The organism is Streptomyces sp. NPDC017056, from assembly GCF_044332485.1.
GTDB lineage: Bacteria > Actinomycetota > Actinomycetes > Streptomycetales > Streptomycetaceae > Streptomyces.
Map to the genome: position 1 here is coordinate 24,006 of NZ_JBIRPD010000002.1, position 26,306 is coordinate 50,311.

Sequence of the window (26,306 nt, forward strand, 5' to 3'; positions counted from 1 at the left end):
GTCAGTTCGTCCGACTTCCCCGTCCACGGGCGCCGGCACGCCGGCGCCGCACGCTGACCCCTAGGAATACGATGCCGCTGAGCACCGCGACGGCCACCACCCCGCCGCGCGCCGACCAGCTGTGCAGCGCGAGCATGGCCTGCGCCACCAGCAGGTTGACGGCGAGCGCCCCGGCACCCGCGGCGACGGCCCGGCCGAGCGGGTCCAGCCGGCCCAGCGCCGTGGCGATGGCGGCGGCCGGCGCCAGCAGCAGGAAGACGAGGACGCAGAGCGCGCGCAGCGGGGAGGCGATGTCGGCGAGCGCCAGGACGGCGCCCACCCCGCCCACGGCCACGGCGGCCCCGGCCAGCACGGGCGCCGTGTCCGCGCGGAACCTGCCGCCGCCCCGGCCGTCCGTGACGGGCTCCGGATCGCCCGGCCCGCTGTCACCCGGGCCATCGTGCGCGGTCCCGTCACGGTCCGGTCTGCCGCCGTTGGGCGCGTTGCCGTTGATGGTGGTGTGCATGGGCAGCTTGGCCCCCCATAAGCGCCTGATGCCGGGCTTCAATGTCGCGCAGGGCGCGCGCGCCCGTCAAGACGCAAAGAAGGCGTGAACGGGCCATGGCCGCAGCGTGCTTGGCGGCGGCGGGGAGCCCCCGGCGTTCACCCGTATGCGCGTCATGCCATGGCCATGGCACGGCCATGGAGATCACTCGTGCTCGTGACAATCGGCGGCGACGCTTCCCGGCACCGATGGGTCCTGCTACATGAGAAGTGGCAGAGATCCTGCTCAGGGAGGTTCCATGAGACTGTCCCGATGCGCGGCCACGATGTCCGCGTTCCTCGTCACCTCGGCGCTCGCGCTCTCCGGCGCGAGCGCCGCCGCGTCCGCGCCGCAGCCCCGTGCCACCGATTACGTGGCCCTCGGCGACTCCTACTCCTCCGGTGTGGGAGCCGGCAGTTACTACGGCAGCAGTGGCGCGTGCAAGCGCAGCGCCAAGTCCTACGCGGCCCTGTGGGCCGCCGCCAACGACCCCGCGAAGTTCGACTTCACCGCCTGCTCGGGCGCCCGCACGGGAGACGTGCTGGCCAAGCAGCTGGCCCCGCTGAACGCCGGCACCGACCTGGTGAGCATCACCATCGGCGGCAACGACGCGGGCTTCGCCGACACCATGACCACCTGCGCCCTCCAGGGCGAGTCCGCCTGCCTGGCCCGGATCGCGCAGGCCCGCGCGTACGTCAGGGACACGCTGCCGGCCAAGCTGGACCAGGTCTACGACGCCATCGACGGCAGGGCGCCCTCGGCGCAGGTCGTCGTCCTGGGCTACCCGCGCTTCTACAAGCTCGGCGGCAGCTGCTCCGTCGGCCTCTCCGAGAAGTCCCGGGCGGCCATAAACGCCGCCGCCGACGACATCAACGCCGTCACCGCCAAGCGCGCCGCCGACCACGGCTTCGCCTTCGGGGACGTCAACACGACCTTCGCCGGGCACGAGATCTGTTCCGGCGCCCCCTGGCTGCACAGCGTCACCCTCCCCGTGGAGAACTCCTACCATCCCACCGTCAACGGACAGGCCAGGGGATACCTGCCCGTCTTCGGCTCCGCCGCCTGACCCGGCGCCCCGCCCGCGCACCGAGGAGGCCCCGCCGTCACGGGCGGGGCCTCCTCGTGCGGCTACCCGCCGTCGCCCGTCGCGCCGGTACCGCCCCCGTACGTCCCGCCGTCCGTTGCCCCGCCCCCGGTCGTCGCCCCGCCCGTCGTGGGAGCGGACGTGGTGGGCTCGGTGGGCTGCGGCGCCGAGGACGTCGGGCGGGGCGGGGTGGTACGGGGATAGGTGTGGCCGGGCGGCGTGGTGCCGGGGTACGTACGGCCGGGCGGGGTGGTGCCCTGCGGCGTGGTGGCGGCGGAGGTGCTGCCGGGCGACGTGCTCCCCGGTGTGGCGCCGCCGCCTCCGTTCGTACCGCCACCGCCACCGCCGCCGGTGTTTCCGCCGGAACCCCCGCCGCCCGTCGTACTGCCCGGCGTGCGGTCGGGCGTACCGCCGTCGTCCAGGAGCGCGTACGCCACCCCGCCCGCCGCCAGCGCCGCGAGCAGGGCCCCCGCCACCAGCAGCCGGACCGACCGCCGCCGGCGCCGCTCGGCCTCCCGGTCGGCCGCGGCCGTCGTCGTGGTGTCCGTGCCCGGCGCCCCGGCCGGCGGCACCGGCGGCGGCATCGGGGTGGCGGGGCCGTACCCCGTACGGGTTTGGTCGTCAGCCATCGCCGGCGGGTACGCGCCTGGCGGCACCACCACCGTGGGCGTACCGCCGCCCGCGACCGCCTCCAGCATCCGCTGCGCCGCGCCCGCGTCCAGCCGCTCCCGCGGGTCCTTGCGCAGCAGCCCCTCCAGGACGGGCGTCAGCGGCCCCGCCAGGCGGGGCGGCGGCAGCTGCTCGTCGACCACCGCGCGCAGCGTGGTCAGCGGGGTGTCCTGGCGGAACGGCGAGTGCCCCTCCACGGCCGCGTACAGTGTCACGCCCAGCGACCACAGGTCCGACTCGGGGCCCGCCTGCTGCCCCAGCGCCCGCTCCGGCGCCAGGAACTCGGGCGAGCCGACCAGTTCGCCCGTCATCGTCAGCGCGGAGGAGCCCGCCACCCGCGCGATGCCGAAGTCGGTCAGCACCACCCGGCCGTCGTTGGACAGCAGGACGTTGCCCGGCTTCACGTCGCGGTGCAGGACGCCCGCCTCGTGGGCGACCCGCAGCGCGGCCAGTATCTCTGCGCCGATCGCGGCGGCCCGGCGCGGCGGCATCGGCCCCTCGGCGTCCAGCACCTCGGCCAGCGACAGGCCGCGCACCAGCTCCATGACGATCCACGGCCGCCCCTGCTCGGAGACCACGTCGTAGACGGTCACCACGTTGCGGTGCGAGATGCGGGCGGCGGCCCGGCCCTCCCGCTCCAGGCGCGCGTACAGCATCTGCTCTTCCTGCGCCGTCAGCTCGCGCGGGGCCCGTACTTCCTTGATGGCGACCTCGCGGGCCAGCACCTCGTCCCGGGCCCGCCACACCACGCCCATGCCGCCCCGGCCCAGCTCGTCGGCCAGCCGGTAGCGCCCGGCCAGCAGCCGCGCGCCGTCCCCGCCATCCCGTTCGCCGCCGGGTTCCGCACCGCCTGGATCCTCGCTCATGGACGAGCCCCCCTCGCAAGAGAGCGATTCGGTGGGAAACGTACCTCAACCCAGCGTGGTTGCCGCCCCCTTGAGCAACAATCCGCAGCCGAGCAGCAGTACTACGGCGGCGGTGGCGACGGGCGCCAGGCGGTGCGCCCGCGCCAGCAGCCGCGCGCCGGCGCCGCGCCCGGCGGTCAGCCGCTCCCCGAGCCGCAGCGTCAGCCGTACCGCGAGCAGCCCGGCCGCGGCCAGGGCGCAGGCCAGCCCCGCGCCGTACGCGACGACCAGCAGGAAGCCGAACCACGCCTGGCCGAGGGCGGCGGCGCCGACCAGCACCACGACGGCGGAGGGACTCGGCACCAGCCCGCCGGCGAAGCCGAGCAGCACCGTGCCGCGCAGGCCGGGGCGCTTCGTGCGGGGGCGGGCGCGGGGGTGGTGGTGCGGATGCCCGTGGTCGTGCGCGTGGCCGTGGTCGTGCGCGTGCCGGCGCCCGCGCGGGCGCAAGGCGCGGCGCAGCAGGACCGCGCCGGCCCCGGCCACCAGCGCCCCGCTGGCCACACCGAGCCAGGCCACCACGGAGGGCGCGGCGGCCGACCCGGTCGTGACCAGCAGCCCCAGCGCGAACACCCCGAGCGTGTGCGTCACCGTCACCGACAGGCCCAGCGCCAGCACGTCCCGCCGCGAACCCCGCCCTCCGGCCGCCGCTGCCGCCGCCATCATGGTCTTGCCGTGCCCGGGCGCGAGGGCGTGCAGAGCGCCGAGCAGCAGCGCGGTGCCGAGTGCGAGCGCCGCGAAGGCGGGCGTCAGGTCGTGCCGGGCGACGAGCCCGGTCAGCGCCCGCGTGAAGCGGTCCGCGCCGCGCGGCAGTACGGACGGGCCGGCCGCCGGTGCCGCGCCGGAGAGCGGCGGCCCGCCCGGTTCGGCGCGCACGGCCGCCGACCGCCGGTCGGGCGGTGACGCCAGCACGTCGCGCGGGTAGGCGGTCAGCCGGCGGGAGACGGACTCCGCCGGCACGTCCGACGCGGTGAGCCGGGTCCGGTCGCCGCGCGCCGTGACCTCCCGCCAGCCGGGCCCGCCGTCGCCGCCGGCCGCGCGGAACCGCAGGGCGGCGCGGCCGTCGGCGGGCAGCCGCGCGGTCAGCCGGCATTCCAGGCGCAGCGTCGGCAGCCCGGCCTGGCCGGGCCGGACGGCGGCGGTGGCGCCCGCCGTCCGCAGCCGCTCCGGGCGCCCGTCCACGGTCAGCCCGCTGCCGCGCGCCGCCTGCCCGCACCGTTCCCGGGCCCATGCCGCCAGCTCGGCACGGTCCGCCGTCCCGTCCCGGTTCCGGTCGATGCGGTCCTTCTGCTGCGCGGCCGGGATCTCGGCGAGGTCCTCGACGTGGTCCACGCGCAGCTCGCTCGGCCGGACGGTGAGCCCGTCGTACCGGTTGACGGTGAAGTTGCCGAGCGGGTGCGCGCCCGCGGAACCGGCCGGCGCGAGCACCAGCAGTACGGCCGCGGACACCACGGCCGGCAAGGCGGCCGTACGCCTCCTCATCGTCCGGCCTCCAGGGCGGCCAGCGCGGACCGGGCGGCGGCCGCACCCGTGGGCGAGAAGCCGGGGTCCAGGCGCAGCGCGGCGGACAGGCTGCGGCGGGCGTCGGCGTCTCGGCCGAGGGCGCGCTCGATCATGCCCCGGTGGTAGCGGAACGCCGCGTCCCGGTAGCCGGGCGAGGCGGCGCGCAGCGCGTAGGGCAGGGCCTCGCGGTCGCGGCCGGTGCGGTGCAGGGCCCAGGCCAGGGCGTCGGCGGTGTGCACGGTGTGGCGGCGGGCCCACTCAGCGCGGGCAGCGCGCAGTGCGGCGAGGCGGTCGCCGTGGTCGGCGGCGACCAGCGCGGTGTCGAGGTCCACCGCCACGCCGTTGGCCCGTGCGAGGGTTACCCAGGTCGCGGCCAGGGCGTACTGCCGCGCGGCGGCGGCCCGTTCGCCGCGCGCTTCGTACACCTCGCCGAGCGCGGCCAGCGGCCCTGGCAGCGGGTAGCGGCGTACCACCTCGCGCAGCTTGCGGGCCGCCGTGCCGAGTTCGCCGCGCGCCGCGTACGTGCGGGCCTGCCCCTCCAAGGCGGGAAGGTGGCCGGGGACGGCGCGCAGCGCGGTCGCGTAGTGGCGCAGGGCCGCGGTGTAGTGGCCCTGCCCGCGCGCGAGATGGCCGAGCGCCGTGGCGACGTACGCGAGGTCGTCGGGCCGCGCGGCGGACCGCAGGGCCTGCCCCAGCACCCTCCGGGCGCCCTCGGTGTCACCGCGCAGCTCCCGCACGTACGCGAGCCGGGTGAAGGACGGAATGCCCGGACGCACCGTGTCGGCGTGCCGTGCCGCCGCCGCGGCGGCGTCGTACCGGCCGAGTTCGACCAGCGCGTCCACGCGGACCGCCAGCGCCCGCTCGCCGTACGGGTTGACCGCGAGCGCGGCGTCGGCGTCCCGCAGTGCGGCACGGAAGTCGTGCCGGGCCGCGGCGAGCGCGGCCCGCCCGGCGAGCCCCGCGTCGTTGCCGTGCGGGCGGAGCGCCAGCGAGCGGGCGAGGGCGCGTTCGGCCTGCGGGTAGCGGGTCGGGTCACCGGTCGTACGGGCCTGCTCGACGTAGGCGGCGCCGAGCTGCGCCCAGCCGGCCCAGTCCCCCGGCTGCTCGCGCAGCCGCGACTGGAGGGCGGCCACCGTGCCGGCCAGCCCGGCCGCCGCGCCCCGGCCCACCGGCACGTCGGCCGCCGGCGGCACGGGCACGAGGGCGGGTGCCCGGCCGCCGGCGCCGTCCAGGGCGAGCCCGCCGACCGTGATCGCGCCGGCCAGTAGCACGGTCAGGACGGCGGTGGCGAACCGGCCGCGCACGCTCCCGGACATCACGAGGGCCCTCAACGCTCGCCGTGCCGTCGGCGGTTGGCGCGCAGCCACAGCAGGCCCAGGCCGGCGAGCGCGAGCCCGGCGGCGCCCGCCGAGGCGGAGACGATCAGCACGGTGTCGTCGTCCTGCGGCCGGAGCCCGGTCCGCGAGCCCGACGACTGGTTCACCGCGCCCTGGTCCTGCCCGCTCGTGCCGCTGCCGCCCTTCTTGGCGAGCGGGCCTTCGGAGCCGGAGGCGGGCAGCGCCAGGTAGGGGAAGGTCTTGCCGAAGGCCCGGTCGTTGGCGTCGACCGCGTCGCCCAGGTCGTTCTTCTGCCCCACCAGCTCGCCCATCACCGCCTGGAGGGAGATGTCCACGACGTCGTCGGTGAGCCGCCTGCCGTTCGGGTAGCCCGCGTTGTCGCCGTCGAGGGCGCCCAGGCGCTTCGGCTGGGCCGTGGGCGCGATGGCGGTGTTCAGCCGCAGGGCCTCCGCCGGGCGCACGTTGGGCGGCTGGTTCAGCTTCGGTATGCCGGTCAGGAACGCCTGGACCAGGTCCTTGCGGGGCAGGGCCGGCGCCTTGATCCCGTAGATCTTCTCGATGAGCCGGGCCAGCTCGGGGTCGGTGACGTACTTCAGGAACTGCGCGTCGTTCCAGGGCGCGGACGCGTTGAAGCGGTCCTTGTCCTTGAGCGGTACGACCAGTTCGTTGACGAGCGGGTTGCCCAGCCGCGACACCTGGGACCAGCCGCCGGAGGCGTTCTTGCGCTGGGTGGTGGACCAGACGCCGATCACCGGCTGCGCGGCCGACTGCCGCAGGGTGCTCGTCGGCACCTGGAGGGCGACGGACTGCACGTTGTACCCCTTGAGGGTGTCCCGGCCGACCTCCGAGAGGTCGCCGCCGTACAGCAGGTCGAAGGCGCGCAGGTCCAGGAAGAACGGGTCGTCCGCCTGGCCGGCGAACGACTGCGCGCCGCCCGCGAGGGGGCGCACCGCCTGGTCGCGCAGCTTCTGGTAGTCGGGCATCGATGCCTTGCCCACGTTGGAGGGCGCGGCGACCAGGTCGTTCGCGATCTTCGTGCTGGAGACGACCTTCTGGTCCTTCAGCCGCAGCAGGTCGATGTCGTACGTCTGGTAGAAGTTCAGGTCCTTGTCGTCGAGGGACGTGACCTGCCCGGTGTTGTAGAGGAACGTGTCGCCGCTGCGGTAGTGGTCCTTGAAGGTCCACCGGTAGACCAGGTCGCCCTGCCCGTCCCCGTCGCTGTCGACGTGCACGTCGTACTGGGCGTCGGCGGCGAACTTGTAGAAGTTCGGGCCGCCCGCCGGCTCCGCGAAGGGCCACCAGTTCACCGTCAGCGTCGTGGTGTCCGGCTTGTCGGGGCTCTGGTAGGCGTACACGTCCGTGGTGTCGTACTCCGGCTGCCCGGAGATCTGCGGGGCCTCCCGGTGGCTGGAGGCCTGCGCGGAGCGGTTCGCGAGCGGTCCTGCGGCCGCGCCCGCGACGCCCGCAGTGACCAGCGAGCCGCACGCGAGCACGGCGACGGTCCTGCGGGCCTTCCCGCCCTTGCCTGCCTTGGTGGTCCTGCCGGTCCTTCTCGTGCTCGTGGTGGCGGTCATCGTGTGGGTCCTTCGGGCGTGTGCGGGTCGGAGCGGACCGGCGGACGCCCGCCGGTCCGGCGCTGTGGCGGCTATTCGGGGCCGCGCGCCCGGTGGATGGGTCCCGATTTCCCGGCGCCGCGACCCGGCCGCCGCGCCTCTCGCCCCGGGCCCGCCCCGGAGGGACAATGTCCGGTCCGGACGGAGCGGGGTGAGGCCGCGTGGAGTCCCGAATGGCTGCCGGGCGCAGCGCCGAGGCGCTGCTGCCCCTGATCGCGCGCGGTGACCACGGCGCGTTCGCGGAGCTGTACGACCTGGTGTCGGCGCCCGTCTTCGGCATGGCCCGGCGGGTGCTGCGGGACGGCGCGCAGGCCGAGGAGGTGACGCAGGACGTGCTGCTGGAGATCTGGCGCGGGGCGGGCCGGTACGACCCCCTGCGCGGCAGCGCGCACTCCTGGATCCTCACCCTCGCCCACCGCCGCGCGGTGGACCGGGTGCGTTCGGCGCGGGCCGCGAGCGAGCGCGAGGCGCGGGCCGCGCGGCGGGCCGTGGCGCCCGCCTTCGACGAGGTGTCCGAAGCGGTCGAGGGGGCCTTCGAACGCGAGTGGGTGCGCCGGTGCCTGGAACGGCTCACCGTGCTGCAGCGCCAGTCGGTCACCCTGGCGTACTACGACGGCTACACCCACCGCGAGGTGGCCCGTCGGCTGGCCGTACCGCTCGGCACGGTCAAGTCCCGGTTGCGCGACGGGCTGGCGCGGCTGCGCGACTGCCTGGCGGGCGTCCGGTGAGCCGTCGCCCGCCGTACGCGGCCCTGCGCGACGCGCTGCGCGCCGGCGCACGGGGAGCGCACGACCTGGCCGCGCCCTACGCGCTCGACGCACTCGCCCCGCGCGAACGCCGCCGCTTCGAGCGGCACGTGCGCCGCTGCGCCGGCTGCGCGGCCGAGCTGCGCCGCCTGACGGAGGACGTCACCTGGCTGGCGCAGGCCGCCGCCCGGCCCGCGCCCGCCGGGTTGCGCGACCGCGTGCTGGCGGCCGCGCGCGCCGTCCCCCAGGAGGTCCCGGTTGCGGAACCCGTCGGTCCGGTCGTGGTTCCCGCACCGGTGCCCGGCCGTGCCGCCGCGCGCCGCGGCACCCGGATCGCCGTCGCCGTCGCCGCGCTGAGCCTCGCCGCCGTCGCCCTGCTCGCCGTCCAGCTCGCCCGTACGGACGGCGAGCTGGAGCAACAGCGGGCCGCGGCGCAGGAGGTGAACGCCGTCCTGGCCGCGCCGGACGCGCTGGCCGTCGCCGGCCGCCCGGTCGGCGGGCGCTCGCTGAGCGCGGTCGAGTCGGCCTCGCTGGACCGGGCCGTGGTGAACGCCTCCGGGTTGCCGCCGCCGCCCGAGGGGTACGTGTACCAGCTGTGGCAGCTGCGCGACGGCACCGGCACGGCCCGCCCGGCCGGGCTGCTGCCGTACCAGCCCTGGTACCGCGTCGCGGGCCCCGCCGTCGTACGTGATCTTCGGCACGGTGCCGCGGGGCTGCCGGACCGGCTCGCGGTCACGCTGGAACCGGACGGCGGCTCCGACAGGCCCACGACCTCGGTACTCGTCCAACTCGCCCTCGGCCGGGCGTGATCCGTAAGGTGGCCGTCAACGTCGGTGCGGGGCAGGTGAATCCTGATGACCAGGCCGCGCGCGTGTCGCGGGAGAGAGATAGGGTTACCCTGCCCGGGCCGGGTGCCCTCGTACGGGTGGGGAGAGTCATGGAACAGATAGCAATGCGCAGCAGGCCGCGAGTGCCTGCGATCAGTTGCGGAAGCGGCGCGTCCAGCGCGCGGCTGGACCGCCATCTCGCGGTGCTGGGCGGACCTGCCGTCCCGCAGCGGGAGACGGAGGGCGCGACCTCGTTGATGCAGGAGCTCACCGCTCGTGACCACACGCGCACGAGGACGAGCCGCGGCGCCAGGGTGTCGCTGTTCGCTCCGCTGCGCAGGCTGCGCCGGTCGCTGTTCGGCGGCCGCGGCTGACGCGTCACGGCAGCCTGACGACCCGGTCCCTCAGGCGACCACACCGTCCCGGCGCAGCGCTGCGATCCGCTCGCTCGTCAGCCCGAGGGCGCCCAGCAGCGCGTTGGTGTGTTCGCCGAGGGCCGGGACGTCCCCCATCACGGGCCCGGCGCCGCCGGGCAGCGTGATCGGCGGCAGCAGCGCCCGCAGCGGCCCGGCCGGCGACCCCACCTCCCGCCAGCGGTCGCGCGCGGTGAACTGCGGATGCCCGGCCAGCTCCGCCACCCCGTTGAGCCGGGCACACGCGATGTCCGCCTCCTCCAGCCGCCGCACGGCCTCGGCCACCCCCATCCCGGCCAGCGCCGCACCCACCACCCGGTCCGTTTCGTCGCGGTTGCCGACCCGCGCGACATTGGTCGCGAACGCCGGATCCCCGGCCAGCTCCGGCCGCTCCAGCACCCGGCACGCCAGCCGCCGCCACTCCCGGTCGTTCTGCACCGCCAGCAGGACCGGCTGCCCGTCCGCCGTCGGGTACGCGTTGTACGGCGCGATCACGGCGTGCGCGACACCCGTACGCGCGGGCGGCTCGCCGCCGTACATCCCGAAGTAGAGCGGGTGCCCCAGCCACTCGGCCAGCGAGTCCAGGAGCGAGACCTCGACCGGGCCGCCGCGCCCGGTCGTGCCGCGGCGCAGCAGCGCGGCCAGCACACCCGAGAACGCGTACATCCCCGCCGCGATGTCGGCCGCCGGTATCCCGGCCTTCGCCGGCTCCTCCGGGGTGCCGGTCAGCGAGACCAGCCCGGCCTCGCACTGCACGAGCATGTCGTAGGCCCGCTTGTGCGCGTACGGGCCGGCGGCGCCGTAGCCGGAGATGTCGACGGCGACCAGGCGCGGGAAGCGGGCGCACAGCGCCGCCGCGTCCAGCCCGAGCCGCGCGGCCGCGCCGTGCGCCAGGTTCTGCACGAACACGTCGGCCCCGGCGACCAGTTGTTCCAGCAGGTCGCGGCCGCGCGGGTCCTTCAGGTTCAGCGCCAGCGACTCCTTGCCGCGGTTGGCCCACACGAAGTGCGAGGCGAGCCCGCGCACCGAGGTGTCGAAGGTCCGCGCGAAGTCGCCGCCGTCGGTGCGCTCGACCTTGACGACCCGGGCGCCGAGGTCGGCGAGCTGCCGGGTGGCGAACGGCGCGGCCACGGCCTGCTCGACGGCGACGACGGTGATGCCCTCCAGGGGCGGCGGCTGCGGCGGGGGAGTGGGGTCCATGGTCGGAGCACCTACCCGTCCGCGCCCGCCGGGCAACGCCGACCGCGTCACAGGAGGGCGAACTGCCCGCCGGGTCCCTCCTCGTGGTGGTCCAGGACGGAGGCGGGGCGGCGGGCCGTGCCGGGCGGCGGCAGGATGCCCGCGGCGCGCAGCTCCGGCGCCTCGACGCGCGGCCCGTCCGCCGTGCGCCGGTGCAACGCTTCCTGCGCCGGGCGGAGTTCGGCCAGCAGGGCGAGCACCGAGACCAGCTCCAGCAGCTCGGTGGTCCACTCCTGGGGCCAGGCGGCAGGCCGCAGCGCCTCCAGGCTCTCCGGGTCTGCGGCCGGAGCGGTCCGGCGCTCGAACCACGCTTCCAGGACGCGTACGCCGCCCGCCTCGTAGTCCCAGGCCGCGGCGGGCACGGGGGAGACCCGCCCGGGGCCGAGGAGCAGCGCTTCCTCGTCGGGCAGGTAGGAGATGCCGTCGGGCAGCCCGCGGGCGGGCAGCGGCGCGCGCACGTAGGGGCGCCGCCCGCCGGGCATACGAGGGCGGTCGCCCGCACGCGCCCCGTACGCCGTCCCGTCACCCCGCGCGCCCCGCGTCTGGAGCCACAGCAGCCGCTCGCCCAGCGCGACGCCGTCCTCCCACACCCCGGCGTCGGCGGTCAGCGGTACGACGGCGCCGGACGGCGAGGGCCGGGCGCTCGCCACCGTCCAGGCCAGCAGCCCGGCGGCGCCGACCGGCCGGTCCAGGCGCCGGGCGAGCAGCTCCGCCAGCCCGGGGGCGAGGTTGGGCTCGCGGCCGCCGGGGCGCCGGTAGAGCGGGCGGATGCGGCCCGGCCGCCCGGCCGGCGAGCGGCCGTCCGGCAGCAGCGCCGAGGCGACCAGGGCCGGGCCCGCGGACTGCGGCACGTGCCCCTGCTCGACCACGAAGACCTGCCGCGCGTCCGCGACCCGCCACAGCTCGGGGCGGGCGCTGTCGATCAGCCGGTGGTCGGGCAGCAGCCACTGCCGGTCGAACGGGCCGTGCAGGACGCGCACCGGCTCGGGGCACGGCCCGCCGGTGTGCGCGAGCCGGCCGGTGGGGGTGGTCTGGCCGGGCAACTGGGGCACGGCCGTCCGCAGCGTACGGGCGCGGCTGGGGCGGAACAGCCGCTCGCGCGCCGCGTCGTCCCCGGCCTCGTGCAGCGCCGCCCAGCGGGCCCGCAGCGAGGCGGAGTCCGGGGCCATCACCCAGCCGCGGCCGAGCCGCAGCGGCGCGGCCGACCAGGGCATCAGGTCGTCGAGCCGGGGCGCCGCCGCGAGCCTGCCGCCGCCGCTGCCCGTGGCCTGTGTCACCGTCACGCGGCCGCCCTCCCTGGACCTTCGGTGCGCTCGGTCGCCTGGAGGCATCGTAACGGCGACGCCGGCAGGCGGTCTTTTACGAGTGATCAACGCCGGGTACGGTCCTGGCCGTACGCCCGCAGGCCCGTGCCGCCGCCGTCCGCCGGGAGGAGCGCCATGACCGCCACGCAGCTCGCCGGGGTGCGGGCGGGAGCCCGGCTGGACCGGCTGCCGCCGTCGCGCTGGCACCGCCGCCTGACCTTCACCGTGGGTATCGGCGCCTTCTTCGACCTCTACGAGATCTTCCTCGGCGGCGTGCTGGCCGCGGTGCTCGCCGAGCGCTGGCACCTGGACCACACCACCAGGTCGTGGGTGATCGCCGCCGGGTTCCTCGGCATGTTCGCGGGCGCCAACGTGCTGTCCGTGCTCGCCGACCGTTTCGGACGGCGCCGGATGTTCCTGGTCAACCTGGGCGCTTACTCGCTGTGTTCGCTGCTGGCCGCCTTCGCGCCGAACGCCCAGTGGCTGATCGCGCTGCGCTTCCTGGCCGGGCTCGGCCTCGGCGCCGAACTGGTCCTGGTGGACACCTACCTCGCCGAGTTCCTGCCGCGCGCGGTGCGCGGCCGCTACATCGCCTGGGCCTACACCTTCGGCTTCCTCGGCGTGCCGGTGGCCGCCTTCGTCGGCGCGCGCCTGGTCGCCACCCGTGAACTCCTCGGCGTCGAGGGGTGGCGCTGGCTGCTGGTGGCGGGCGCGCTGGGCGCGGCGTTCATCCAGCTCATGCGCGCCCGGCTGCCCGAGTCGCCGCGCTGGCTCGCCGTACACGGCCGCGAGGAGGAGGCCGCGCGCATCGTCACGGACATCGAGGAGCGCGTCGCGCGCGAGACCGGCGAGACGCTGCCGTCGGTCGCGGTGGCGGCGGAGGTGCCGCAGCGCCGCGTCCCGCTGGGCGCGATGTTCCGCGGCGACCAGCGGCGGCGCACCGTCATGTGGTGGATCTTCCAGGTCCTCCAGACCGTCGGCTACTACGGCTTCGGGTCGCTGGCGCCGGTCGTGCTGGCCGCCAAGGGCCACACCGTCACCGCGTCGCTGAGCTACGCCGCCCTGAGCTTCTGCGGCTACCCGCTCGGCTCGGCGCTGTCCGTGCCGCTCATCGACCGGATCGAGCGCAAGACGCTGATCATCGCCGCCGCGCTGGGCATGGCGGTGAGCGGCCTGGCCTTCGGCTTCGCCGGCGCGGGCTGGCTGATCGTGAGCGCCGGCTTCGCGCTGACCGTGTGCAGCAACGTCTTCTCCAACGCGTTCCACGTCTACCAGACCGAGATCTTCCCGACCGGCCTGCGCAGCAGCGCGATCGGCATCGCCTACTCGCTGTCCCGGCTCACCTCGGTGGTGCTGCCGTTCGTCGCGCTGAGCGTGCTGGACGGTCTGGGGCCCGGCGCCGTCTTCACCGGCTCGGCGGTGCTGATGGGGCTGCTGTGCCTGGACGTGGCGCTGCTCGGCCCGCGCAGCACGGGCCGCAGCCTGGAGCGCATATGACGCCCGCCCGGGGCGCGCTTGGTGCCCCTTCGCTCACCCGGTGCGGCGCCCCGCAAGGCGGCGTGCGAGGTGCGGAAGGGCGATGCCCGTCAGGAGAGCGGCGAGCGGTACGGCAGCGTCCAGCCAGGGACTCCGGAGCCGCCGGTACCTGGCGGTGCCGTCCTTGATCTCGACGAAGCCGCGGGCACGGGCCTTGACCCCGCCGCCCGCCACGCCTTCGCCGGCCCCCGCCGTCCCGGTCCGGCGCTCGGCACCACCGCCGAAGCCGAAACCGAAGCCGACGCTCACCTCGGCGACGGGTATGACGGTGACGCCCGCGGCGGTGACGGGCTCGCCGTAGACGACCGTCGCGGAGGTGCGGCTGCTGATCTCCTCGGCCAGGCGCTCCAGCGGGGGGACGGCGGCGCCGGCGGTGGTGATGTCCGCCGGCGGGCCGGGCTGCTTGTGGCGGGACGTACGGTCGGGGGTGGTCACGGGGTGCCTCCTGGGCGGGACTTGGGGCGGTGCCGGTCGGTACGGGCGGGGTCTGCCGGAATGTCCTGCACGCGGGCCCGGCCCCTGTCCGCGCGGAGGCCGGAGGACGCTGCTCAGTGCGCGTCGAGCGTGACCGTGAAGGAGAAGCGGTCGCCCCGGTAGTGGATGCGGGCGACGTCCACCACCCGGCCTTCCTGGTCGTACGTGATGCCCGTGTAGTGCAGGATCGGGCTGAGCAGCGGCACCTGGAGCAGCCTGGCGGTCGCCGGGTCGGCCAGCCGCGCCTCGACCGTGTCGGTGATCCGGCTGATGGAGACGCCCACCGCGTCCCGCAGCACCTTCGTCATCGGCCAGCGCGCGAGGTCCGCGAGGTCGACGCGGGCGGCCACGTCCGGGTGCACGAAGTTCTCCGCGTGGTTCGTCGGCTCGCCGGTCTTCTCGTCGCTGCGCAGCCTGCGGTACGTGGCCACCTCCGCCAGGCCGGGGAAGTACTCCGCCAGTTCGGCCGGCACGCCGGCCGTCCCGTGGCCCAGCAGTTCGGTGCTCATGCCGGACTGCTGGGCCACGATCGCGTCCACCGAACCGAGCAGCCGCACGGGCGCGCCGCGCCGGGCGCTCGGCTCGATGAACGTGCCGCGCCTGCGGTGCCGGCTGATCAGCCCCTCCGCCTCCAGTTCCTTGAGCGCCTGGCGCATGGTCAGCACGCTGACGCCGTAGTGGACGGCGAGCGCGTCCTCGGTCGGGAGGCGCAGCGGGGCGCCGGGGGAGCGGCCGAGTATGGACGCGCGCAGCGACTGCGAGACCTGGTACCACAGCGGCAGCTTGCGGTTCAGGTCGAGCGAGTCGGGGGCGAAGGTGGTCACGGACGACTCCGTATCAGGGGCCGGGGCCTGGGCGCAGGCTCTTAGGGACGGAAGTGGCGCTCAAGACCCTGCCACACCCCGTCGTAGCCGCTCTGCAAGTGGTCCGCGCCCGCGGCCTGCCCGGTGAGGGTGACCGGCCAGCGCGTCTCGAACATGAACGCCAGCCCGTCGTCGATCTTCTGCGGCTTCAGCTCGGCCGCGCTGGCCCGGTCGAAGGTCTCCCGGTCCGGGCCGTGCGCGGACATCATGTTGTGCAGCGAGCCGCCGCCCGGCACGAAGCCCTCCGCCTTGGCGTCGTAGGCGCCCTCGACCAGGCCCATGTACTCGCTCATCACGTTCCGGTGGAAGTAGGGTGGCCGGAAGGTGTCCTCGCCGACCAGCCAGCGCGGCGCGAAGACCACGAAGTCCACGCCCGCCAGTCCGGGGGTGTCGGACGGCGAGGTGAGGACGGTGAAGATCGAGGGGTCCGGGTGGTCGTAGCTGATCGACCCGATGACGTTGAAGCGGCGCAGGTCGTAGACGTACGGAACGTGGTTGCCGTGCCAGGCCACGACGTCCAGCGGCGAGTGGTCGTACGTCGCCTTCCAGAGGTTGCCGCAGAACTTGTTGACGACCTCGAAGGGCCCCTCCTCGTCCTCGTAGGCGGCGGCCGGCGCGAGGAAGTCCCGCGCGTTGGCCAGGCCGTTGGCGCCGATCGGGCCGAGGTCGGGGAGCTGGAAGGGCTGCCCGTAGTTCTCGCAGACGTAGCCGCGGGCGGTGGCGTCGAGCAGTTCGACGCGGAAGCGGACGCCGCGCGGGATCAGCGCGACATGGCCGGGTTCGGCGCGCAGCAGGCCCAGCTCGGTGCGGATCAGCAGGCCGCCGTGCTCGGGCACGATCAGCAGCTCGCCGTCCGCGTCGCCGAACACCCGCCGTTCCATGGAGGCGTTGGCGTGATACAGGTGGATGGCCATGCCGGTGCGCTGGGTGGCGTCGCCGTTGCCGCCCAGTGTCCACAGCCCGGCCAGGAAGTCGGTGGGGCCTTCGGGCGCGGGCAGCGGGTTCCAGCGCAGGCGGTTGGGGTCGGGGGCGGTCTCGGTGAACGGCGCGCCGCGCACCGCGCCGTTGTCCGCCCGTACGAACGCGGGGTGCGCGGCGGACGGGCGGATGCGGTAGAGCCAGGTGCGGCGGTTGTGGGCGCGCGGCTCGGTGAAGGCGCTGCCGCTGAGCTGCTCCGCGTACAGGCCCAGGGGGGCGCGCTGCGGGGAGTTGCGGCCCGCCGGCAGGGCGCCGGTGACCGCCTCGGAGCTGTGTTCGTTGCCGAAGCCGGAGGAGTACGCGAGCCCCTCGGCCGTCTTTCTCGCCCGCTCGTTGCCCGTGCCAGTCATCGCGCGCTCCCGCCGCTCAGGGGATCCAGCAATCCTATGGAGGACCTTAGGATTGCGGGCCCGGCCCGTCAACGGAGACTCTCGGCCACCCTGCCGCCGGCCGCACCGCCCCGGAAAACGCCCCACGCCGCGCTCATGGCCTCGCGTTTTGCTCGTATTGCTCGCGCGTCAAGACCTTGTTAACGAAAGTTTCGGCCACCTAGCGTCGCCTCGACCGCCGTTCCGGCGGTGTTCAAGGGCGAACGTGAGGTACCCGCATGCTGACAATCCTCGGATTCGGCATGATTGCCACCTTCCTGGTGCTGATCATGATGAAGAAGATGTCACCGATGGCAGCGCTCATCCTGATCCCGGCGCTGTTCTGCGTCCTGGTGGGCAAGGGGGCCCACCTGGGCGAGTACGTCCTCAAGGGCGTGGGCGACCTGGCGCCGACCGCCGCGATGCTGATGTTCGCCATCATCTACTTCGGCGTGATGATCGACGTCGGGCTGTTCGACCCGGTCGTCCGGGGCATCCTGCGGTTCTGCAAGGCGGACCCGGTGCGGGTCGTGGTCGGCACCGCGCTGCTCGCCGCGATCGTCTCGCTCGACGGCGACGGCTCCACCACCTTCATGATCACGGTCTCCGCGCTCTACCCGCTCTACCGCCGCCTGAAGATGAGCCTGGTGGTCATGACCGGCGTCGCCGCCACCGCCAACGGCGTGATGAACACCGTCCCCTGGGGCGGCCCGACCGCCCGCGCCGCCACCGCGCTCAAGCTGGACGCCGGCGACATCTTCGTCCCCATGGTCCCGGCGCTGGCCACGGGCCTGGTCGCGGTCTTCCTGCTCGCGTACGTCCTGGGGCGGCGGGAGCGCAAGCGGCTCGGCCTGCTCACGCTCGACGAGGCCGAGGCCAAGGCCGAGCCGGTGCTCGCCACGGCGGGCGGCGGCAGCGGCACGGCGCCCACCGGCGGCACGGAGTCCGGCTCCGCGACCGGTTCCGGCTCCCCGGCCGCCACCGGCTCCCCGGCCGGCGCCGACGACGACTTCCAGGGCCTGGACCCGCACCGCGCCACCCTCCGCCCCAGGCTCTACTGGTTCAACGCCGCGCTCACCGTCGCACTGCTCACCCTCCTCGTCCTCCAGACGCTGCCCATACCGGTGCTCTTCCTGCTCGGCGCCGCCACCGCGCTCACCGTCAACTTCCCGCAGATGAAGGACCAGAAGGCCCGGATCGCCGCACACGCCGAGAACGTCCTGAACGTCTCCGGCATGGTCTTCGCCGCCGCCGTCTTCACCGGCGTCCTCACCGGCACCGGCATGGTCGCGCACATGGCCCGCTGGCTCGTCGACGGCATACCGGACGCGCTCGGCCCCCACATGGGCATCGTCACCGGCGTGCTGAGCATCCCGCTCACGTACTTCATGTCCAACGACGGCTTCTACTTCGGCATCGTCCCGATCCTGGCCGAAGCGGGCGCCGCGCACGGCGTCGGCTCCTTGGAGATCGCCCGCGCCTCGCTCGTCGGCCAGGCCCTGCACATGTCCAGCCCGCTGGTCCCCGCCGTCTACGTCCTGGTCGGCATGGCGAAGGTGGAGTTCGGCGACCACACCAGGTTCACCGTGAAGTGGGCGGTGCTGACCTCCCTGGTCGTCCTCGCCGCCGGACTGCTGTACGGGATCATCTGACCCGTGGACGCCGCGACGCCCGGCCGGGGCTGGCTGCTGCGCCTGGTGATCACCTTCTCCTGTGCCCAGTCCGCGGTGAGCATGGCCCGGCCCGCCGTCTCCTACCGGGCGCTGGCGCTGGGCGCCGACGAACGGGCGGTCGGTGTGATCACGGCGGTGTACGCGCTGCTGCCGCTGCTGGTGGCCGTGCCGCTCGGCCGCCGCACCGACCACGGCCGCTGCGCACCCCTGCTCGTCGCGGGCGTCGCCCTGATCACCGGCGGCTGCGCGCTGAGCGGGGTGGCCGGCTCCCTGCCGGCGATGGCCGCCTGGAGCGGGGTGATGGGCCTGGGCCACCTGTGCTTCGTCATCGGCGCCCAGTCCATCGTCGCGCGCCGCAGCGCCCCCGGCGAACGCGACCGCAACTTCGGTCACTTCACCATCGGCGCCTCCCTCGGCCAGCTCGTCGGCCCGGCCGCCGCCGGGCTGCTCGTCTCCGGGCACGCCGACGCGATGGCCGCCACCAGTGCCACCGCCCTCCTGGTCTCCGGAGCCCTCGCCGCCCTCTCGTACGGGTCGCTGTGGCGCCTGGAGCACGGCCAGGGCCCCGGCGGCGCCGGCCGCGGCGCGGTCCGCCAAAGCCGTACGCAAGCGGCGGCGCCCCCGCCCTCCGTACGCGGCATCCTGCGCACCCGGGGCGTCGCGGCCGGGATCTTCATGAGCCTGGCGGTGCTCTCCGCGACCGACATCCTCACCGCCTACCTCCCCGTCATCGGGGAGGCCCGCGGCGTCGCGCCCGCCACCGTCGGCCTGCTGCTGAGCCTGCGGGCTGCGGCCACGGTCGCCTGCCGGCTCGTCATGACGCCCCTGATCCGCCTGCTCGGACGCACCGCCCTGATGGCCGGCAGCAGCGCGCTGGCGGGCCTGCTCTGCGCCGGACTGACCCTGCCCGCGCCCGTCTGGGCCATGGCGGTGATGCTCGCCGCGCTCGGCTTCTGCCTCGGCGTCGGCCAGCCGCTGTCCATGACCACGGTCGTCCAGGCCGCCCCCGAAGCGGCCCGCAGCACCGCACTGGCCCTGCGCCTGACCGGCAACCGCCTCGGCCAGGTCGCGGCCCCCGCCACCGCGGGCCTGCTGGCCGGGCTGGCCGGCACCGCGGCCCCCTTCGCGATGCTCGGCGCCCTGCTCCTGGTCTCCGCGGCCACCGCCGCCCGCACGGAAAACCGCAACCCCGGCCCGCCGCACCCGGAAAGAACCGGCGGCGGCCCGGAAGACACCCCCGGACCCCCCGCTGTCCGCCCCCGGCGACGGAACCCGCGCCACCCGGTGAAGGCCGCTGCCCGCCGCACTATCGTGACCCCATGCCCGACCCGCCATTGGAACGGTTCTTCAACCAACTCGCGCCCACCTACGACCTGTTGTACCCGGACTGGTCCGCAGCCGTGGCCCAGCAGGGGCGCGCCCTCGACGCGTACGTGCGCGCCGCGCTCGGCGACCGGCCGCACACCCTGCTGGACTGCGCCTGCGGCATCGGCACCCAGGCGATCGGCCTGGCGGCGGCCGGCCACGCCGTCACGGGGACCGACCTGAGCCCGGTCGCGGCGGCCCGCGCGGCGCACGAAGCGGCCGCCCGCGGCCTGCGTCTGCCGGTGGCCGCCGCCGACATGCGCCGGCTCCCCTTCCCCGACGCCCGGTTCGACGCGGTGGTGTGCGCCGACAACTCCCTGGCCCTCCTCACCACCCCCGAGGACGTCCGGGCTGCCCTCGGCTCCATGCGGCGGGTGCTGCGCCCCGGCGGCCTGCTCCTGCTGGGCATGCGCGCCTACGATGAGGCCCGCCGCGAGCACCCGGAAGTCCTGCCGCCCCGCGTCGCCCGCACCCCCGACGGCGGCCGGGCCGTCACGTTGCAACTGTGGGAGTGGCACGACGACGGCGAGCACTACGACTTCGACCTCATCCAGCTGCTGCCGCGCGGCGGCACCTGGGAGGTACGCAGCCGTCGCGCCACCTCCTGGGCCCTGACCAGGGAACAGGTCACCGCCTTCGGCACGGCCGCCGGGTTCGAACGCCTGGTGTGGCACGAGCCGGCGGCCGACGGCTACTTCCAGCCCTTGCTGACGGCCCGCTGCTGACCTCCGGGCCCGTTTCCGGCCTGACCGAAGCGGACCCGAAGCGGACCCGAAGTGATCCGTAAGCGCGGCTCGGCAGGGTGGTGGTGACAGACGGGCCCGGCACCGGGCCGGGCCCGCCGGACCGATGGAGCAGCCCCCATGGCAATCACCCCCGCCACCCCGTCCGCCCCTGCCGCCGGCGCGGCGGACCGTACGCCGGTCACCGTGCTCGGACTCGGCGCGATGGGCCGGGCGCTGGCCGGCGCCTTCCTCAAGGCCGGCCACCCCACCACCGTGTGGAACCGCTCGGCGGCCAAGGCCGACGAGCTGGTCGCCGCGGGCGCGGTACGGGCCGGCAGCGTCGCCGAAGCGGTCGCCGCGAGCCCGCTGGTCGTCGTCTGCGTCCTGGACTACGAGGTCGCCCACCGCATCCTGGAGCCGGTCGGCGCCGACCTGGCCGGACGCGTCCTGGTCAACCTCACCTCCGACACCCCGGAACGCTCCCGTCGCGCCGCCGAGTGGGCGGCAGGGCACGGCATCGACTACCTCGACGGCTCGATCATGGTGCCGACGCCCGTCGTCGGCACCCCCGCGGCGATGGTGCTCTACAGCGGCTCCCGGCGGGCCTTCGACACCTACGAGGAGACACTCAAGGCGCTGGGCGGTCGCGCGCCCTACCTCGGCGCCGACCACGGCGTCGCGGCGGTCTACGACCTGGCGATGCTCAGCTTCTTCTACTCCGGCATGGCCGGCCTCGCGCACGCCTTCACCCTGGCCGGGGCGGAGGGGGTCACCGCCAAGGACCTCATGGGCTACCTCGGGGTGATCGTGGAGATCTTCCCGGCCCTCGCCGAGGGGATGGCCGGCGACCTGGACGCCGGGCGGCTCGACGGCGCGGGGGAAGGCAGCCTCTCCATGGAGGCGGCGGGCGTCGGGCACATCGTCGAGGCGTCGCGGGACCGCGGCGTCAACACCGACGTGCTGGACGCGCTCAAGGCGCTGATGGACCGCACGATCGCCGCCGGTCACGGGGGAGCGGAGTTCGTCCGGATCACGGAGACGATGCGCGCGCCGGCCGCGTGACCCGGTCCCCTGCGGCGCCGGTGGCCGGCGTGGGGTTGGCGGCTCAAAACTACCGCCGCTAGTTTGGGGTTTCGCGGGTACCTTCGGGGCTCACGGAACAGCAGCCGGTGCGGGAGGGCGACGACGTGAAGCAGCACGACGCTATGTACATCGACGGAAGCTGGCGGCCCGCCGCGGGCCCGGACGCCATCGACGTCGTCAACCCGGCCGACGAACGGGTCATCGCCACCGTGCCCGCCGGGACGGCCCAGGACGTGGACGCGGCGGTGCGGGCCGCCCGCGCCGCCCTGCCCGCCTGGGCCCGCACCGCGCCCGCCGAGCGCGCCGCCCGCCTCGCCGCGCTCCGCGACCAACTCGCCGCCCGCGCCGAGGAGATTGCCGCGACGGTCACCGCCGAGCTGGGCGCGCCGCTGGCCTTCAGCAAGGCGGTGCACGCCGGCGTCCCGGTCGCGGTGGCCGGTTCGTACGCCGAACTGGCCGCCTCGTACACGTTCGAGGAGAAGATCGGCAACTCCACCGTCCTGCACGAACCGGTCGGCGTCGTCGGCGCGATCACCCCCTGGAACTACCCCCTCCACCAGATCGTCGCCAAGGTGGCCCCGGCCCTCGCCGCGGGCTGCACCGTCGTCCTCAAGCCCGCCGAGGACACCCCGCTGGTCGCGCAGCTCTTCGCCGAGTGCGTGGCCGCAGCGGGCCTGCCGCCCGGCGTCTTCAACCTCGTCACTGGGCTGGGCCCGGTCGCGGGCCAGGCACTGGCCGGGCACCCGGACGTGGACCTGGTCTCCTTCACCGGCTCCACCGCCGTCGGCAGGAAGATCGGCGCCATCGCCGGCGGCGCCGTCAAGCGCTGCGCCCTCGAACTCGGCGGCAAGTCCGCCAACGTGGTGCTGCCCAGCGGCGACCTGGGCAGGGCCGTGGGCGTCGGCATCGCCAACGTCATGGCCAACTCCGGCCAGACGTGCAGCGCCTGGACCCGGATGCTGGTCCCCGCCGACCGGTACGGCGAGGCGCTGGAACTGGCCGCCGCGGCCGTCGCCAAGTACGTGCCGGGCGACCCGCTGGACGGCGCCAGCCGGCTCGGCCCGGTCGTCAGCGCCGCGCAGCGCGACCGGGTGCGCGGCTACATCGAGCGCGGCGTCGCGGAGGGCGCCCGCGTCGTCGCGGGCGGCCCGGACGCCCCCGAGGGCCGCGAGCGGGGCTACTACGTCCGCCCGACCCTCTTCGCGGACGTCACGCCCGGCATGGCCATCGCGCAGGAGGAGATCTTCGGCCCGGTCGTCGCGGTCCTGCCGTACGCGGACGAGGACGAGGCGGTACGGATCGCCAACGGCACCGTGTACGGCCTGGCCGGCGCGGTCTGGGCCGCCGGCACCGACGAGGCGGTCGCCTTCGCCCGCCGCCTGGACACCGGGCAGGTGGACATCAACGGCGGGCGCTTCAACCCGCTCGCGCCGTTCGGCGGCTACAAGCAGTCCGGCTTCGGCCGGGAGCTGGGGCGGCACGGCCTGAGCGAATACCTCCAGACCAAGTCCCTCCAGCTCTGACAGCCCCCGCAGTTCCGACAGAAGAGGGAGTCGCGTACGCCATGACCACCCGCGCCGCCGTACTGACCGCCGTGGGCGCCCCACTGGAGGTCGCCGAGATCGAACTGCCGGACCCGGGGCCCGGGCAGGTGCGCGTCCGCCTCGCGGCGGCCGGCGTCTGCCACTCCGACCTGTCGCTGTCCGACGGGACGCTGCGGCAGCACGCCCCCGCCGTCCTCGGCCACGAGGGAGCGGGCACCGTCACCGCCGTCGGCGCGGGCGTCGGCACCCTCACCCCGGGCGACCGGGTCGTCCTGAACTGGGCCCCCGCCTGCGGCGCCTGCCACTTCTGCGGACTGGGCGAGCCGTGGCTGTGCGCCGACGCAGGAAAGGCGGCGGGCGCCCCGTACGCCAGGCTCGCCGCCGACGGCAGCGACCTCTACCCCGGCCTCGGTACCGCCGCCTTCGCCGAGGAGACGGTCGTCCCGGCGCACGCGGCCCTGCCGCTGCCGGCCGGCGTCCCGCTCACCGACGCCGCGCTGCTGGGCTGCGCGGTGCTGACCGGGTGGGGCGCCGTGCACCACAGCGCGCGGGTCGGCGCGGGGGAGTCGGTGGTGGTGTTCGGCGTGGGCGGCGTGGGCCTGGCCACCCTCCAGGCCGCGCGGATCGCGGGCGCCGGCACGATCGTGGCCGTGGACGTGTCCCCGGCCAAGGAGGAACTGGCCCGTGCGGCGGGCGCCACCGAGTTCCTCGCCGCCTCCGACGACACCGCGAAGCGCGTACGCAAACTCACCGGCGGATACGGCGCCGACGTCGCGATCGAGTGCGTCGGCCGGGCGGAGACCATCCGTACGGCCTGGTCGTCCACCCGGCGCGGCGGCCGCACCACGGTCGTCGGCATCGGCGGCCAGGACCAGCAGGTCGCCTTCTCCGCCCTGGAACTCTTCTACTTCGGCCGTACGCTGTCGGGCTGCGTCTACGGCAACAGCGACCCCGCGAAGGACCTGCCCCGCATCGCCGAACACGTCCGCAGCGGGGCGCTCGACCTGGCGGGCATGGTCACCGAGCGCATCGGCCTCGACGGCATCCCCGCCGCGTTCCAGGCGATGCGGGAGGGCAGGGGAGGCCGGGCGCTGGTCGTCTTCTGAGGCGCGCGGTCCGCCAGTGGCCGGCGCGTCCGCCGACGGTCACCAAGGCCATGACCTCGCAGGTAATTGAGGCCCTGGCTCCGGTGGCGGCATCGTCTCCCGCAACGGCCCGGTCCCGCCGGGACCGCCCACGGAGTGAGGAGACCCGTATGAGCCCCACCAGCTCCGCGACCGCGCACCGACCCGCACCGGTGGCCCGCACGGGCGCGGCCGGCCTGCTGCGCACGGTCCTGCGTATCGACGCCTGGAGTGCCGCCGCCTTCGGCGTCGTCCTGCTCGCCGGCGGCAGACCGCTCAGCGCACCGCTCGGCCTGCCGACCACCTGGTCGGTGCCGTCCGGTGTCGCCATGCTGGGCGCCGCCGCTGCCGTCGCCCTCATCGCCGGCTATCCGCGTATCCCCAAGGGCCCGGCCGCCGCCGTCGTCGTGGTCAACGGCCTGTCCTGCGTGGCGATGCTGCTGCTCGCCTTCTCCGGCCCGCTGCCGCTCACCGCCTTCGGCTCCGTGTTCCTGGCGTTCGGCGCGGCGGTGGTCGCGGTGTTCGCTGCGCTCGAATGCGTGGGGCTGCGGCGGTACTTGGGCGCGGCCGGTACGTGACCGCTGTACGGCCGCCGGGCGGCGGGCCGGGCTCCCCGCGGCGGGTCAGGCTCCCCGCAGGCGGGGGAACGCCGGGGCCGCCGCCAGGAACACGAGCGTGGTCAGGACGAACGGCCAGGTGAAGGCGTGCCCGCCGGGCGGGGCGGTGAGCGCGGCCAGGGCCGGTGTCAGGGCCGTCGCGGCCGCGGCGCCGACGACCGCGTACGCCGCGGTCCCGCGCCCGGCGGGCAGGAACACCCCGCACAGCGCCATCGCGACCAACACCGCGTTGTAGCCAGCGGCGCCGGACGCGAGCTGCGCCGCCGGCGCGCCGAGCGCCCACGCGGTGGCGGTGCCGGTGAGGCTGCCCAGGACCGCCGCCGCTCCGGCCGTCCGGCTCGCGGCGAAGATCCCGGCCAGGAACAGCGCGCCGACGTACCACTGCGGCATGAAGAAGACCTGGGCGACGTTCGCGAACAGCCCGTGCCACACGTCGGTGAACGCCGGCCCGGACGGGGGTCCGGCGGGCCGGGGCAGCGCCGCCGGGCCGGCGCCCTGGTGCCAGACGCGCGCGAAGCCCGGCGCGCCGAGCGTCATGGCGCTCGCCACCAGGCAGAACGGCAGGGTGAGCGTCGGCAGCCGCCAGGTGTCGAGGACGCGCGCGACCGCGGCGGTCACGACCGTGACGACCACACTGCCCCCGACCGCGAGCAGCACGGTGGACAGGTGGCCGGCGCCGAGGAAGACCGCCGAACCGACGGCCACGAGGCAGGCGTTGAAGCCTTCGAGCCCCGCGGTCACCCGCTCGCGGTCCACGTCCAGCAGGCGTGCCGTGGCCGTGCCCGCCGTGGCGCCGAGGAGGCCGTACAGGGCGTACTACCAGCCCGCCGCGAGGAGCGCGAGGGAGAAGACCGCGCCCGTGACGGCGCTCGGCATGAAGTCGACCTGTGCCTGGCCGCGCAGTACGTGGACGAGGTGGCGGGCCCAGCGGTCCAGGGCCCGGGGAGCGCTCCGGTCCGGTGCCGCGGCGATCGGGTCTCGCACGTCGTCCTCCCCACGTGAAGGTGGAGCGCGCCGGGCCGCGGGGCCGGGCCGTACGCGCGCAGCGCCGGGACCACCCGGGCAGATGCACCTTACAGCTATTCCTCGGGCGGCGCGGCGGGGCCCGGATGGCGCAGCGCCAGCCCGTCGACCAGGGCCAGCAGGCCCGTCTCGAACGCCCCCTCGTCGACCCGCTGCTGGTGCTCCGCCAGCAGGTGCGCCTGGCCCAGGTGGGGGTAGTCGGCCGGGTCGTAGGCGCTCGGGTCGTCGACGAAGCCGCGCGCGAAGGAGCCCAGCGCGGAGCCCGCGACGAAGTACCGCACCATGGCGCAGATCCGGGTCGCCTGGGCCGGCGGCCAGCCCGCCTCCACCATGCCGCCGAAGGCCGCGTCCGCCATTTTCAGCCCGGCCGGGCGGCGTCCTGGCCCCTGGGCGAGGACGGGCACGACGTGCGGGTGCGCGGCGAGCGCCGCGCGGTAGGAGCGGGCCCAGGCCAGCAGGCCGGTCCGCCAGTCCGCGCCGGCCGCGAGGGCGGACACGTCGACCTCGGCGATCACCGTGTCGGCGACCGCGTCGAGGATCTCGTCCTTGGTCGTGAAGTGGTTGTACAGGGACGGTCCGCTGACGCCCAGTTCGGCGGCGAGCCGCCGGGTGGACAGGGCCGGCAGGCCCTCCGCGTCGATGAGCGAGAGCGCCGTGGTGACGATGCGCTCCCGGCTCAGGAGGGGCTTGCGGGGTCGGGCCATGACGCACATAGTAGAGGCTGCCGACCAAAAACTAGCAGTGGTAGTTAACTGGCCGCCCGGCCCTTCCCG

At 75.4% G+C, this 26,306-nt stretch carries 24 protein-coding genes and 1 pseudogene; 12 read left to right on the forward strand and 13 right to left on the reverse strand.

Annotated features, from left to right (window positions below; genetic code table 11):
- Nucleotide 1: 1 nt before the first annotated feature.
- Nucleotides 2–505, reverse strand: a complete 504-nt coding sequence (locus ACH4OW_RS02990) for a hypothetical protein (protein ID WP_398024495.1) — start codon at nucleotides 503–505, stop codon at nucleotides 2–4.
- A 277-nt stretch (nucleotides 506–782) separates the two neighbouring features.
- On the opposite strand from ACH4OW_RS02990, the gene ACH4OW_RS02995 reads away from it, so the two are divergent.
- Nucleotides 783–1,589, forward strand: a complete 807-nt coding sequence (locus tag ACH4OW_RS02995) for an SGNH/GDSL hydrolase family protein (RefSeq protein ID WP_360128276.1) — start codon at nucleotides 783–785, stop codon at nucleotides 1,587–1,589.
- Nucleotides 1,590–1,651: 62 nt separating this feature from the next.
- Here ACH4OW_RS02995 and ACH4OW_RS03000 read toward each other — a convergent pair whose 3' ends face one another.
- Genes ACH4OW_RS03000 through ACH4OW_RS03015 form a run of 4 tightly spaced genes read right to left on the reverse strand, consistent with a single transcriptional unit; the run spans nucleotide 1,652 to nucleotide 7,592 of the window.
- The gene (locus tag ACH4OW_RS03000; protein ID WP_360128273.1) at nucleotides 1,652–3,142 is read right to left on the reverse strand and encodes a serine/threonine-protein kinase; all 1,491 of its coding nucleotides are present in this window, start codon (nucleotides 3,140–3,142) and stop codon (nucleotides 1,652–1,654) included.
- Nucleotides 3,143–3,187: 45 nt separating this feature from the next.
- Nucleotides 3,188–4,660: a nickel transporter gene (locus ACH4OW_RS03005; protein ID WP_398024497.1), complete on the reverse strand. Its 1,473-nt coding sequence runs from the start codon at nucleotides 4,658–4,660 to the stop codon at nucleotides 3,188–3,190.
- Nucleotides 4,657–5,997 carry a hypothetical protein gene (locus tag ACH4OW_RS03010; protein ID WP_398024499.1) on the reverse strand — a complete coding sequence of 447 codons (1,341 nt, stop codon included), beginning with the start codon at nucleotides 5,995–5,997 and terminating at the stop codon, nucleotides 4,657–4,659. The genes ACH4OW_RS03005 and ACH4OW_RS03010 overlap by 4 nt, the downstream gene beginning before the upstream one ends.
- 11 nt (nucleotides 5,998–6,008) lie before the next feature.
- Entirely contained in the window at nucleotides 6,009–7,592 is a 1,584-nt protein-coding gene (locus ACH4OW_RS03015) for a DUF4331 domain-containing protein (protein WP_398024501.1), read from the reverse strand.
- 212 nt (nucleotides 7,593–7,804) lie between these two features.
- Here ACH4OW_RS03015 and sigK point away from each other — a divergent pair, with 212 nt between their 5' ends.
- The 3 genes from sigK (at nucleotide 7,805) to ACH4OW_RS03030 (ending at nucleotide 9,578) form a co-directional block, all read left to right on the forward strand.
- Nucleotides 7,805–8,359: an ECF RNA polymerase sigma factor SigK gene (sigK, locus tag ACH4OW_RS03020; protein WP_360128262.1), complete on the forward strand. Its 555-nt coding sequence runs from the start codon at nucleotides 7,805–7,807 to the stop codon at nucleotides 8,357–8,359.
- Nucleotides 8,356–9,186: an anti-sigma factor gene (locus ACH4OW_RS03025; RefSeq protein ID WP_398024504.1), complete on the forward strand. Its 831-nt coding sequence runs from the start codon at nucleotides 8,356–8,358 to the stop codon at nucleotides 9,184–9,186. Before sigK ends, ACH4OW_RS03025 begins: the two co-directional genes overlap by 4 nt.
- 128 nt (nucleotides 9,187–9,314) lie before the next feature.
- Nucleotides 9,315–9,578 carry a hypothetical protein gene (locus tag ACH4OW_RS03030; protein ID WP_360128257.1) on the forward strand — a complete coding sequence of 88 codons (264 nt, stop codon included), beginning with the start codon at nucleotides 9,315–9,317 and terminating at the stop codon, nucleotides 9,576–9,578.
- Between the two features lie 30 nt (nucleotides 9,579–9,608).
- On the opposite strand, the gene ACH4OW_RS03035 is transcribed toward ACH4OW_RS03030, so the two are convergent.
- Complete coding sequence (locus ACH4OW_RS03035) at nucleotides 9,609–10,817, reverse strand: CaiB/BaiF CoA transferase family protein (RefSeq protein WP_398024506.1); 1,209 nt, start codon at nucleotides 10,815–10,817, stop codon at nucleotides 9,609–9,611.
- Nucleotides 10,818–10,864: 47 nt separating this feature from the next.
- The gene (locus ACH4OW_RS03040; RefSeq protein WP_398025212.1) at nucleotides 10,865–12,133 is read right to left on the reverse strand and encodes a type ISP restriction/modification enzyme; all 1,269 of its coding nucleotides are present in this window, start codon (nucleotides 12,131–12,133) and stop codon (nucleotides 10,865–10,867) included.
- Nucleotides 12,134–12,295: 162 nt separating this feature from the next.
- Here ACH4OW_RS03040 and ACH4OW_RS03045 point away from each other — a divergent pair, with 162 nt between their 5' ends.
- Complete coding sequence (locus ACH4OW_RS03045; RefSeq protein ID WP_398024508.1) at nucleotides 12,296–13,657, forward strand: MFS transporter; 1,362 nt, start codon at nucleotides 12,296–12,298, stop codon at nucleotides 13,655–13,657.
- A gap of 33 nt (nucleotides 13,658–13,690) precedes the next feature.
- On the opposite strand, the gene ACH4OW_RS03050 is transcribed toward ACH4OW_RS03045, so the two are convergent.
- The 3 genes from ACH4OW_RS03050 to hmgA form a co-directional block, all read right to left on the reverse strand.
- On the reverse strand, nucleotides 13,691–14,131 hold the full coding sequence (locus ACH4OW_RS03050; RefSeq protein WP_398024510.1) for a spore germination protein GerW family protein: 441 nt from the start codon (nucleotides 14,129–14,131) through the stop codon (nucleotides 13,691–13,693).
- Between the two features lie 113 nt (nucleotides 14,132–14,244).
- Entirely contained in the window at nucleotides 14,245–14,994 is a 750-nt protein-coding gene (locus tag ACH4OW_RS03055; RefSeq protein WP_360128245.1) for a GntR family transcriptional regulator, read from the reverse strand.
- A gap of 41 nt (nucleotides 14,995–15,035) precedes the next feature.
- Entirely contained in the window at nucleotides 15,036–16,361 is a 1,326-nt protein-coding gene (gene hmgA, locus ACH4OW_RS03060; protein ID WP_398024513.1) for a homogentisate 1,2-dioxygenase, read from the reverse strand.
- 257 nt (nucleotides 16,362–16,618) lie between these two features.
- Here hmgA and ACH4OW_RS03065 point away from each other — a divergent pair, with 257 nt between their 5' ends.
- From ACH4OW_RS03065 to ACH4OW_RS03095, 7 genes and pseudogenes are all read left to right on the forward strand, one after another.
- The gene (locus tag ACH4OW_RS03065; RefSeq protein WP_398024515.1) at nucleotides 16,619–18,031 is read left to right on the forward strand and encodes a CitMHS family transporter; all 1,413 of its coding nucleotides are present in this window, start codon (nucleotides 16,619–16,621) and stop codon (nucleotides 18,029–18,031) included.
- Nucleotides 18,032–18,112: 81 nt separating this feature from the next.
- Nucleotides 18,113–19,234: pseudogene (locus tag ACH4OW_RS03070) on the forward strand (MFS transporter); the annotation flags it as partial.
- A gap of 137 nt (nucleotides 19,235–19,371) precedes the next feature.
- Complete coding sequence (locus tag ACH4OW_RS03075) at nucleotides 19,372–20,142, forward strand: class I SAM-dependent methyltransferase (protein WP_398024517.1); 771 nt, start codon at nucleotides 19,372–19,374, stop codon at nucleotides 20,140–20,142.
- A gap of 138 nt (nucleotides 20,143–20,280) precedes the next feature.
- Nucleotides 20,281–21,204: an NAD(P)-binding domain-containing protein gene (locus ACH4OW_RS03080; protein WP_360128230.1), complete on the forward strand. Its 924-nt coding sequence runs from the start codon at nucleotides 20,281–20,283 to the stop codon at nucleotides 21,202–21,204.
- A gap of 125 nt (nucleotides 21,205–21,329) precedes the next feature.
- A complete protein-coding gene (locus ACH4OW_RS03085) occupies nucleotides 21,330–22,748 on the forward strand; it encodes an aldehyde dehydrogenase family protein (RefSeq protein ID WP_398024519.1) in 1,419 nt (472 codons plus the stop codon).
- Nucleotides 22,749–22,789: 41 nt separating this feature from the next.
- Nucleotides 22,790–23,875 carry a Zn-dependent alcohol dehydrogenase gene (locus tag ACH4OW_RS03090; RefSeq protein ID WP_398024521.1) on the forward strand — a complete coding sequence of 362 codons (1,086 nt, stop codon included), beginning with the start codon at nucleotides 22,790–22,792 and terminating at the stop codon, nucleotides 23,873–23,875.
- A gap of 149 nt (nucleotides 23,876–24,024) precedes the next feature.
- Nucleotides 24,025–24,471, forward strand: a complete 447-nt coding sequence (locus ACH4OW_RS03095) for a hypothetical protein (protein ID WP_398024523.1) — start codon at nucleotides 24,025–24,027, stop codon at nucleotides 24,469–24,471.
- A gap of 45 nt (nucleotides 24,472–24,516) precedes the next feature.
- Here ACH4OW_RS03095 and ACH4OW_RS03100 read toward each other — a convergent pair whose 3' ends face one another.
- From ACH4OW_RS03100 to ACH4OW_RS03110, 3 genes are all read right to left on the reverse strand, one after another.
- Nucleotides 24,517–25,266, reverse strand: coding sequence for an urea transporter (locus ACH4OW_RS03100; RefSeq protein WP_398024524.1), 750 nt, complete (start codon nucleotides 25,264–25,266; stop codon nucleotides 24,517–24,519).
- A 60-nt stretch (nucleotides 25,267–25,326) separates the two neighbouring features.
- Nucleotides 25,327–25,494 carry a hypothetical protein gene (locus tag ACH4OW_RS03105; protein WP_398024526.1) on the reverse strand — a complete coding sequence of 56 codons (168 nt, stop codon included), beginning with the start codon at nucleotides 25,492–25,494 and terminating at the stop codon, nucleotides 25,327–25,329.
- Nucleotides 25,495–25,589: 95 nt separating this feature from the next.
- Nucleotides 25,590–26,237: a TetR/AcrR family transcriptional regulator C-terminal domain-containing protein gene (locus tag ACH4OW_RS03110; protein ID WP_360128215.1), complete on the reverse strand. Its 648-nt coding sequence runs from the start codon at nucleotides 26,235–26,237 to the stop codon at nucleotides 25,590–25,592.
- Between the last annotated feature and the right edge of the window lie 69 nt (nucleotides 26,238–26,306).

Excerpts from the sequence above, each read along its gene's own strand:
- ACH4OW_RS03110 (WP_360128215.1), bottom strand. The coding sequence starts at position 26,237 with ATGGCCCGACCCCGCAAGCCCCTCCTGAGCCGGGAGCGCATCGTCACC.
- ACH4OW_RS03035 (WP_398024506.1), bottom strand. The coding sequence starts at position 10,817 with ATGGACCCCACTCCCCCGCCGCAGCCGCCGCCCCTGGAGGGCATCACC.
- hmgA (WP_398024513.1), bottom strand. The coding sequence starts at position 16,361 with ATGACTGGCACGGGCAACGAGCGGGCGAGAAAGACGGCCGAGGGGCTC.
- ACH4OW_RS02995 (WP_360128276.1), top strand. The coding sequence starts at position 783 with ATGAGACTGTCCCGATGCGCGGCCACGATGTCCGCGTTCCTCGTCACC.
- ACH4OW_RS03030 (WP_360128257.1), top strand. The coding sequence starts at position 9,315 with ATGGAACAGATAGCAATGCGCAGCAGGCCGCGAGTGCCTGCGATCAGT.
- ACH4OW_RS03080 (WP_360128230.1), top strand. The coding sequence starts at position 20,281 with ATGGCAATCACCCCCGCCACCCCGTCCGCCCCTGCCGCCGGCGCGGCG.
- ACH4OW_RS03015 (WP_398024501.1), bottom strand. The coding sequence starts at position 7,592 with ATGACCGCCACCACGAGCACGAGAAGGACCGGCAGGACCACCAAGGCA.
- ACH4OW_RS03075 (WP_398024517.1), top strand. The coding sequence starts at position 19,372 with ATGCCCGACCCGCCATTGGAACGGTTCTTCAACCAACTCGCGCCCACC.
- ACH4OW_RS03000 (WP_360128273.1), bottom strand. The coding sequence starts at position 3,142 with ATGAGCGAGGATCCAGGCGGTGCGGAACCCGGCGGCGAACGGGATGGC.
- ACH4OW_RS03090 (WP_398024521.1), top strand. The coding sequence starts at position 22,790 with ATGACCACCCGCGCCGCCGTACTGACCGCCGTGGGCGCCCCACTGGAG.
- ACH4OW_RS03005 (WP_398024497.1), bottom strand. The coding sequence starts at position 4,660 with ATGAGGAGGCGTACGGCCGCCTTGCCGGCCGTGGTGTCCGCGGCCGTA.
- sigK (WP_360128262.1), top strand. The coding sequence starts at position 7,805 with ATGGCTGCCGGGCGCAGCGCCGAGGCGCTGCTGCCCCTGATCGCGCGC.
- ACH4OW_RS03065 (WP_398024515.1), top strand. The coding sequence starts at position 16,619 with ATGCTGACAATCCTCGGATTCGGCATGATTGCCACCTTCCTGGTGCTG.
- ACH4OW_RS03010 (WP_398024499.1), bottom strand. The coding sequence starts at position 5,997 with ATGTCCGGGAGCGTGCGCGGCCGGTTCGCCACCGCCGTCCTGACCGTG.
- ACH4OW_RS03045 (WP_398024508.1), top strand. The coding sequence starts at position 12,296 with ATGACCGCCACGCAGCTCGCCGGGGTGCGGGCGGGAGCCCGGCTGGAC.
- ACH4OW_RS03095 (WP_398024523.1), top strand. The coding sequence starts at position 24,025 with ATGAGCCCCACCAGCTCCGCGACCGCGCACCGACCCGCACCGGTGGCC.
- ACH4OW_RS02990 (WP_398024495.1), bottom strand. The coding sequence starts at position 505 with ATGCACACCACCATCAACGGCAACGCGCCCAACGGCGGCAGACCGGAC.